1 protein-coding gene is annotated in these 338 nt (G+C 58.9%); it reads left to right on the top strand.

Annotated features, from left to right (window positions below; all coding sequences use genetic code 11):
- Window positions 1-22: 22 nt before the first annotated feature.
- Window positions 23-338: helix-turn-helix domain-containing protein (locus EN853_RS33355; RefSeq protein WP_135861362.1), on the top strand; the 316-nt coding region annotated here is incomplete at its 3' end.

The following is a 338-nucleotide window of genomic DNA, read 5'->3' as shown; positions in this document are numbered from 1 at the left end:
GTCCGATTCGAAAGGCAAACGTATGATCGTAGCACGTGCCAACGTAGGCCAGCCGCAAGTCGCTGAAGGTCATGGCATATCGGAAAAGAGCTCGCGCACGCGCGCCGCCATTCTGGCCGCTGCCGAGGCGGAGTTCGTCGCGAATGGCCTGAGCGGTACGAAGATGGAAAGTATCGCCAAGGCGGCCAGAGTGAACAAGGCGTTAGTTTATCGCCATTTTGAGCGCAAGGAACTGTTGTTTCAGAGGGTACTCGTCAACGCCTATCGGCGAATGCGCGAGGCCGAAGCCGTGCTCACAATCTCCGCCGACCCGATGGTCGCGCTCGATCAGCTATGCG

It is taken from the genome of Mesorhizobium sp. M1C.F.Ca.ET.210.01.1.1, from assembly GCF_004791585.1.
Lineage (GTDB): Bacteria > Pseudomonadota > Alphaproteobacteria > Rhizobiales > Rhizobiaceae > Mesorhizobium.
Note: the sequence above shows the minus strand (reverse complement) of the source record. Positions and strands in the feature narration are given on the sequence as shown.